Below are 7655 nucleotides of genomic sequence, written 5' to 3'. Positions count from 1 at the left end.
CTGCCTCTCGCGACCCGCCGACCAGCGCATTCCGCCTCGCAGGACCTCCAGGCCCGCCGAATTACGTCGAACCCGGGTTCAACCAACCCGTTTGGAGCACGAACGTGACCTCACACATCAACCCCGTGGAGGCGGCGGCTGCCGTCGCGGCCCGCCTCCACGCGACAACGCCGAACGCGGCCGTGCACGCGCCGCGTGGATCCAGGTGGTGGGCCGTTGGTGACACCTGACCAGCGTGGCCCCGGCTCGCCCGCTCAGGTGGGCACGAGGCGGGAGCGGTGGGAGAACCGGGCCCAGGTGGCGATCATGCTGTTGATCGGCGGTGCGGCTGGCGCGGCGTCGTTCACCCATGTGCATGACGTCGCGGCCGGGCACGGGCAGCCGGGCTGGCTGGCCTGGGCCGACGCCGTCGTCCTCGAGTTGACGTCGGTCGCCGCAGGATTGGAGTTGCGGCGTAACCGGCGTCTGGGTAAGAGCGTCGCCTTCCCCGCCACGGTGCTCATTGTGGCGGTGTTGCTGTCCCTGGCGGCGCAGGTGGTGGAGGCGGAGGCGTCGGTGATCGGCTGGATCGCCGCCGCCCTGCCGGCCCTGGGCTTTCTGGCGATGGTGAAGATCGCCCTCGGCCGCGCCGACCCCGCCCCACCTCATGTTCGGCCCGTGCGGGCCGAGCCCGGACCACCGCTGACTGTCGACGCGTCGGTCCCGGACACCCGCCAGCCGGTCCCCGTGACCGCTGCCGCGGTCCGGGACTGCACGACCGCGGTCCCGGCCGTCGCGGACCAGTCTCCGGCAGTCCTGGACCCCTGGGACCACGGAGCGTCGACCGGCGAGGGCGGTCCGGAGGTCGCCGCGTTGGTCCCGGCGGCCCGGACCGCCGCCCGCACCCTCACCGCCGAGGGGACGCCGCTGTCTCGCAAGGCCCTCGCCCGGCAGTTGCGCGCTGACGGATATCAGTTGTCCAATGCCACCGCCTCGGCGCTCGTGCGCGTCCTCCGCGCCGAGACCACCCCGCCGGCACCGGATCTGTCACAGCGGGAGGCCGCGTGATAGATCCCCGACCCACGGCTTCTGTCGGACCGAGTCGCCGCTGTCAGACCAGCGTGCGCGTCTGTCAGCAGGCCCGCGAGCTGACAGAGCCTGAACAAACCTGTCAATGCGCCCCCGCCCACCGCAGCGGCTGGTGCGCGCACCGCACGTCCACCCGTACCTCTGATGACCATGGAGCAACAACCATGACGACCCAGCACAGCGAACCTCACCTGTGTCACCGGCTCGATTCACACACGCTCTCACGGCACCGTCACGCCGGACCCGGTGTGGCCCGCCGCGCCGGTGTCAGTGCCGATCTCCGTTCTACCGTCCGTCTTGATCCTGACCCCCAAAACGACCCCCCAGACACGCTCATAGCCCAGGTCACGGCCGCTCTCAGCGGTTCGATACCGCTCCAGACAGACCCTCAAGTCTGGGGTCTCCCCCCAGGGGCTTCTGCTCATGCGTAAACCAATACCGGCGTCGGATCCGCTGCTGCGGCTGCAGGCCAGCATCACCGCCCGCGACGACCGGCTCCTCGGCTGGCTCTACGACCACGGCGTGCTCACCACCGACCAGATCGCCACCGCCCTGTTCCCGTCCCTGGACTTCACCCAACGCCGGCTACGCCGCCTCACGCTGCTGCGGGCGGTGGACCGGTTCCGGCCCAACAAGCCCGACGGAGGCTCCTACCCATACCACTACCTCCTGGACCAGCTCGGCTACGACCACGTCCACGCCCAACGCGGACTCGGACGACCGCGCCGGGACCAGGCCCGCCGCCGCAAGCAGTCCCTCACCCGTCGGCCGGACCTGCCGCACCTGCTCGGCGGCAACCAGGTCTTCATCGACCTCGCCGCCCACGCCCGCATCCACCCCGACACCAGCCTGGCCCGCTGGCGGCCCGCGTCCGCGTTCCACGAGCCAGGCGTGTTCTACCGCGAAGGCGGCAACCCGCAGATGATGGTCCACGGACCGACCGGACTGCCCCGCCCCGACGGCGCCGGGGTGTGGACCGAGCGCGGACGGTCGGTGCCGTTCTTCCTCGAGTACGACACCGGCGGCGAACGACTCGACATCCTCACCGAGAAAATCGCCAAGTACGAGCGGCTCTACGCCATGAGCACCTGGGCGTGGCCGGTGCTGTTCCACCTCCCCTCCGCGCGGCGGGAGGCGAACCTGCACCACCGCCTCGCCGCCGTCCCCGGCCTGGAGACGGTCATCGCCACCACCACCGCCGAGCTGCGTGCCGCACTCGGTGCCAGCCCCGCTGACCAGGTTTGGCAACTGGCCGGCCGCAGCGGCCGTCAGCGCCTGATCGACCTGCCCTACACCGACGCCCGCCATGACGACGAGTTCCCGACCCAGCCCGCGCCCGACCGGGACGGGTGGGCCGCCTGATGGGGCGGGGCGGATCAGGCGGCGCGTACGGGTGGCCTGGTGGCCCCACACGCCGCCGAACCCGCCCCCACCGCCCCACCCCTGGAGCGACGGCCACCGCCCGCCGTGCGGCCCGCACCGAGGCGGCGGCGGACCGGGCGAAGCGGGCAGGATGGCTCGCGAGCTGTCACAGTCTGTCAGCGGCGCTCTTCGGCGGCATATCCGCGCACTCATCAGCTCGCGCTGTGAGTTGCTGTGAGTGGCGCACGTCTTCACTTCCACGGCCACCGGAGTTACAGTCCGCGGCCCCTCACCGTCGCCGACCCGCCGCCCGTCTCCGGACGGTCCGATCCGGCGATCGACATCCAGCGAGTCCCTACCACCGAGAAGGAGATGCCCATGGCCCGACACGTCGACTTCACCCCACGAGCCGTCCTGGGAGGGACATGGCCACACGCCGTGACCACACATCACGCGCGAGCACACCGCACCCGTCGCCGCCGGCCCCGCCCACGCGGGCAGCCGGCGGCGAGGCCCCGACCGCACACCCCGACACACTGCGATCCGCCTTGCCGGGGACGCTGTCGATGGCCCGCTACCTGACCGACCCGAAGACCGAAGACGAGATCCAAGCACTCGCCGCCGAAGCCGGCCTCCCCGACGTCGACCAAGCCGCCAAACTCGCCCGCCTGCTACGCCTGCACCACCAGCCCGCCAGCTCGCGACGCGCCGCATGACCTGCGTCCGCCCCTGCGGGGCGGGCGCAGCCGCTGGCGACGTGGCTGCCCGAACTGGGCGTGCCCGGCATCGCGGTCGGCGTTAAGGCGAGATGCAGCGACCTACGACGCGTTGGAGGGACACCCGCCGCAAGCGGGCCTTCCTACCTGCCGGCAGAGCTACGCGAGCAGAAGGCTCACTGGAGCAGCTCCTCGCTCAGCCGGGCCCGGCCACAGCTCCGACTACCTATCCAGAGGCCGCGACCTCTTCTGCATACGTACGGCTTTATCACTTTTCGCTCCACCTGGCATCCTGCTGGCTCTACTCCGGCTGAGCAACGAGGCCCTGCGCCGTTGAGTGAGAAGGGCAACGGGGCAAGCCGTGTACTTCGCCAGCTCCCGCCCCAGCCCACGCGGGGCGTTGTGTGTCGGCACTGGCTGGGACAATGGAAGCCGCCACGAGCAGGGTAAATATCGGGGTGGGTCAGCGGTAGGCGAGGCGCGAGCAGGGGCTGGAGATGGGTGAGAGGAATCGCGACGCGGGCGATGAGGATCGCGGGTCCGCCGCGCAGGGGCTGTTGTCCGACAAACACCCGAAGCTGCTGCCGACGCCGTGGCTGAGCCCCTACGAGTTTGAGGAGTTCGTCGAGCGGCTCCTGAGGGCGGAGCGGTACCTGGGCACTGAGGTCCGTCACGTCGCCAGGGTGGAGCGGTGGGGGACGTCGGGCGACAAGCAAGACGGCATCGACTTGGCCGGAGAGTACAGCGACGGGGTGTCGGCCGCGTGGCAGTGCAAGCACCTGGACAGACTGAGGCCCTTCGAGGTGAAGCGCGCGGTCGAGGAGGTGACGTACGAGGAGGCCGAGGAGTTCTACCTGGTGTTCTCTCGGGTTGCCTCCTCACAGGCGCGCGCCGAGATGAAGAAGCATGTGGGCTGGACCCTTCTGGACCGTGGCCAGCTCACCGCCATGCTGAAAGAGCTGCCTGCGCAAGTTCAGCGAGACATCCTCGACCAGACCTGGGGTGAAGACGTCCGGCGGCTGTTTCTCGAAGCGCCTGGGGATGCGTTCGTGTCGCTCGAGACGTTCGTCTCGGGGCGAAGAAATCCGAACGCCGTGATGAACGACCTTGGTCCGCTGGTGGGGCGCAAGGACGAGCTCACCGCGTTGGGGGCAGCCCTCGATCGGGATAGTGGCGGGTTCCGCCAGGTGGTGGTCGTCGCTGGTCCAGCGGGCCGCGGGAAGTCGCGCCTGGTGACCGAGGCGCTGACCGCGTTACAAGAGCGGCAGCCCTGGGTCCCGGTGGTGTGCCTGGCGGCCGGGCATCGGTTCCACGCCACAGCGATGGACGAGCTTCGGATGGGTCCGATGGTCATCCTGGTCGACGACGCGCACACGGACCCGGCGGCATTGGCGCCGCTGCTGGCATTCGTCCGCGAACGGGCGGATGTGCAACTGGTTCTGGCGACCCGCCCGAGCGCAAAGACCGGGGTCGTCGAGCAAGCGGCGTTGGCACAGTTCGGTCCGTCCGAGCTCGCGATCGTCGATGTCGGCCAGCTGGTGCCGAAGCAGGCACGGCAGCTCGTGAAGGCCCTGACCGAGGGGATGAAGCTGCCGTTCCCGTTGACAAGCTACCTCGCCAAACAGGCTGAACACAGTCCGTTCGTCGCCGTCATCACCGCCAACCTCATCAGGCGCGGCGAACTCACCGGGTCACTCGGCGTCGATGCCGGCCTGCGCACCCAGATCCTGACTCGATACCAAGAGCTCCTCGGCACCGACGTACAGGGCTTCCGCACCGAAACCACCCAGCGGGTCCTTGCGACCTACACGGCCCTCGGCCCAGTGCAGGCGGAGGACCGGGCGCTAATGGACAAGATCGCAGGCTTCTGCGCCTTGAAACCCATCGAGCTGGCCCGGCTGCTCAAGGCCCTGCGCGACCGCGGCGTCCTGGTCGAACACGGCGACGTGCTGCGGGTGGTACCCGACGTACTCGCCGACCATGTCCTCGAGGTCACCGCAGCATTCGAGGACTACGACAGCGGGTTCGTCACCGAACTCTGGGACACGTTCGGCACCGACCACCACCACCAGCTCGCCCTGTCCCTCGGCGAGCTTGACTGGCGACTCGCGCAGCGCGGCGGACCACGCCTCATGGCGAACATCTGGACCGCCATCCGCGCCCGTCTGCAGACGCCGTACAACGGGCGCCTGGTTGACGAGCTCAGCCAGTTGGAGCAGCTGGCGGCCACCCAGCCGGCCGAGGTCGTCGCGATCCTCGACGAGCTCCGTGTCCGTCTGGATCGCGAGGACGCCGAAGGCGTCGAACCTCCTGAGGACGAGGAGGACCATCCATATCGGAAGCTGTTGGGTCTGGCGCCGCTCGGCCGAGACGACGTTCGCGCGAAGATGCCGAGACTGTACGCGCGTGCCGCTGTCAACGACAGCGACCAGCTGGAGACCGTCCTCGACGCTCTGTGGGCGCTCCGCCGGCCCGATGCCAGGCCGACGAACTCGAACCCCGACCACCCGGAACGAATGGTGACAGACCGCCTCGCCAACCTCGCGACGCTTCCGCATGCGTCGTTCCCGAAGCGCATCGTTGCCCGCGTCGCCGAATGGCTCAAGGAGCCGGGCGACGCAAAGGACGCAGCCACCCCCTTGTTCGCGCTCAAGCCGCTGCTGGCGAAAGAAGAGCTCGAAACCGTCCAGTCCAGCATCAGAACGCTCGCGTTCCAGCCGCACACCTTCAACGCGACCAAGGTCCGGGACGTCCGCAACCAGATCCGCGAGCTACTCCAAGAACAGGCCCTCTCGGACGACCTCCGACGCGCTGGTGAAGCGCTGGACCTCCTGCACGGAGGGCTGCTGCAGCCGCATGGCTACTTCAACCAGGTCATCGGTGACGACGTCATCCTGCAGTGGGAGGACGACGACCTCGCGACCCTGGAGGTGTTCGGCCAGGTCGCGGACAAGACCACAGTGCCGGCCGTCCGACGCCGCATTCGCGACTACATCGAGTGGAGTGCAGACCACGCCTCGTCGCTCCGGATCCGGCATGCGGCACTCACGCTGCTGGCTCGGCTCGATAACTCCGCCGGGCTCGCGGACGACGTCGCGGACCAGGTGTGGAACAACCATTTCGGCCTGACGGCCCCGAAACGTCGGGTGGTACCGACACTCGGAGAGCTCGAGGCCGAGCGAACCGCCGAGCGGGAACACCTCGCCGGCATGACCGAAGAGGAAAGGCAGGCGGACAAGAACGCGCGCATCCACGACAAGGTCCAAAAGCGCATGGCGCTGCGACGCGAGCAGCTTGCCGACGTCGCCCGCAGGCTCCTCGGCCTCGGCGACATCCCCGCGATGCTCGACCTGCTTGGCCAGACTGCCCGAGCCGTCCTAGCCCTCAAGAACGGTAGGTCGATCACCCTGTGGGGGCTGTGGCACAACATCGCAGAACAGTCACCCGAAGACCTCGAATCCATCGTTCTCAACATCGCCGGTCGTCCGCCGGGGCCGCTCGACCAGGAACTCAGCTTCCTCATCACCCGGTGGCTCGAACACGCCCGGGGCGACGCCATCGCCTGGATACAGGACAACGTCGTTGACGGCCGGCGGGAGGTGAAGCTGGCGTTCGCCAGCGGGTTCAGGGGACAACGCTGGCACCTCCTCGGCGACCCGTTCGCCGACATCTGGGCGACCGGAATCAACGATCCTGACCCCGACATTGCTCAGGCTTACCTCGCCGCTGCAGGCACCTACCTCAGCGACCAGCCCACCGCCGCGGTCAGGGTGCTCCTCGATCACGAGATCAGCCAGCTCGGCGCGACCCGAGCCATCGAAGACGCCTGCAACTACGACGGCAGGACCTTCGGCGCCGCCCTCAACGCAGACGACGCCGCCGCAGTCCTCAGCCTTCTCTCGCACGCCGGCTATGACTCCTACGCCGTTCAAGAAACCCTCACCGGAATCGCGACCGCCCACCCCCGGCTCGTCCTTGATCACCTCGCTGACCGGGCCAACAACGGCGTCCCTCTCCCGGACGACATCCACGAACTCAACACCGCCTACGACACCCACGCCGACGTCCTCGCCACCTGGATCAGTGACAACCTCAACGCTCCTCACGCCGGTCTCGTCATCGCCGCGGCCGTCAATGACCGCCTCACCAACAACCAAGGAGCCGCACTGGCCCGGCTCGCCGCCAAGCTCGACGGCGAACAGCTCCGGTCACTCGTCGAGCTGCTCGCTCACATAGGCACGTGGGCGTTGGATCAACCCGACCTCGCGCACCACATCACCGCCCACGCTCGCGAATGCAGCATCCACGAGCGGATGCGCCCCCTTATCAAGGACGCGATGCGACCCCGCCATTTCAGCGCAGTGAACGGCGTCAGCGAGGAACTCGGCTCGGCTCTCGCCCGTGCCCATGACGCCGCCGAACACGCCACCGACCCGGGTTCGACGTAATTCGGGGACCTGGAGAGCTGAAATTTTGGTTCTGACCTGGGCGGAGATGGGTGGGACCGCC

4 protein-coding genes are annotated in these 7655 nt (G+C 68.8%); all 4 read left to right on the top strand.

All coding sequences use genetic code 11. The annotated features are described in order from the left end of the window. The first annotated feature begins 306 nt into the window (after nucleotides 1-306). The 4 genes from AC1WTP_RS33995 to AC1WTP_RS33980 all read left to right on the top strand — a co-directional run bounded on the left by AC1WTP_RS33995 (nucleotide 307) and on the right by AC1WTP_RS33980 (nucleotide 7594). A complete protein-coding gene (locus AC1WTP_RS33995) occupies nucleotides 307-1047 on the top strand; it encodes a DUF2637 domain-containing protein (RefSeq protein ID WP_481653311.1) in 741 nt (246 codons plus the stop codon). A 444-nt stretch (nucleotides 1048-1491) separates the two neighbouring features. Further along, nucleotides 1492-2430: a replication-relaxation family protein gene (locus tag AC1WTP_RS33990; protein ID WP_481653310.1), complete on the top strand. Its 939-nt coding sequence runs from the start codon at nucleotides 1492-1494 to the stop codon at nucleotides 2428-2430. Nucleotides 2431-2996: 566 nt separating this feature from the next. After that, nucleotides 2997-3146: a hypothetical protein gene (locus AC1WTP_RS33985; RefSeq protein WP_481653309.1), complete on the top strand. Its 150-nt coding sequence runs from the start codon at nucleotides 2997-2999 to the stop codon at nucleotides 3144-3146. A 497-nt stretch (nucleotides 3147-3643) separates the two neighbouring features. Next, entirely contained in the window at nucleotides 3644-7594 is a 3951-nt protein-coding gene (locus tag AC1WTP_RS33980; protein WP_481653308.1) for an AAA family ATPase, read from the top strand. The last annotated feature ends 61 nt before the right edge of the window (nucleotides 7595-7655 follow it).

It is taken from the genome of Micromonospora sp. R311, from assembly GCF_056780015.1.
This window is presented reverse-complemented; position numbering and strand designations above follow the sequence as displayed.

Coding starts and splice junctions, on each gene's coding strand:
- AC1WTP_RS33995 (WP_481653311.1), top strand. CDS start 307: ATGCTGTTGATCGGCGGTGCGGCTGGCGCGGCGTCGTTCACCCATGTG.
- AC1WTP_RS33985 (WP_481653309.1), top strand. CDS start 2,997: ATGGCCCGCTACCTGACCGACCCGAAGACCGAAGACGAGATCCAAGCA.
- AC1WTP_RS33980 (WP_481653308.1), top strand. CDS start 3,644: ATGGGTGAGAGGAATCGCGACGCGGGCGATGAGGATCGCGGGTCCGCC.
- AC1WTP_RS33990 (WP_481653310.1), top strand. CDS start 1,492: ATGCGTAAACCAATACCGGCGTCGGATCCGCTGCTGCGGCTGCAGGCC.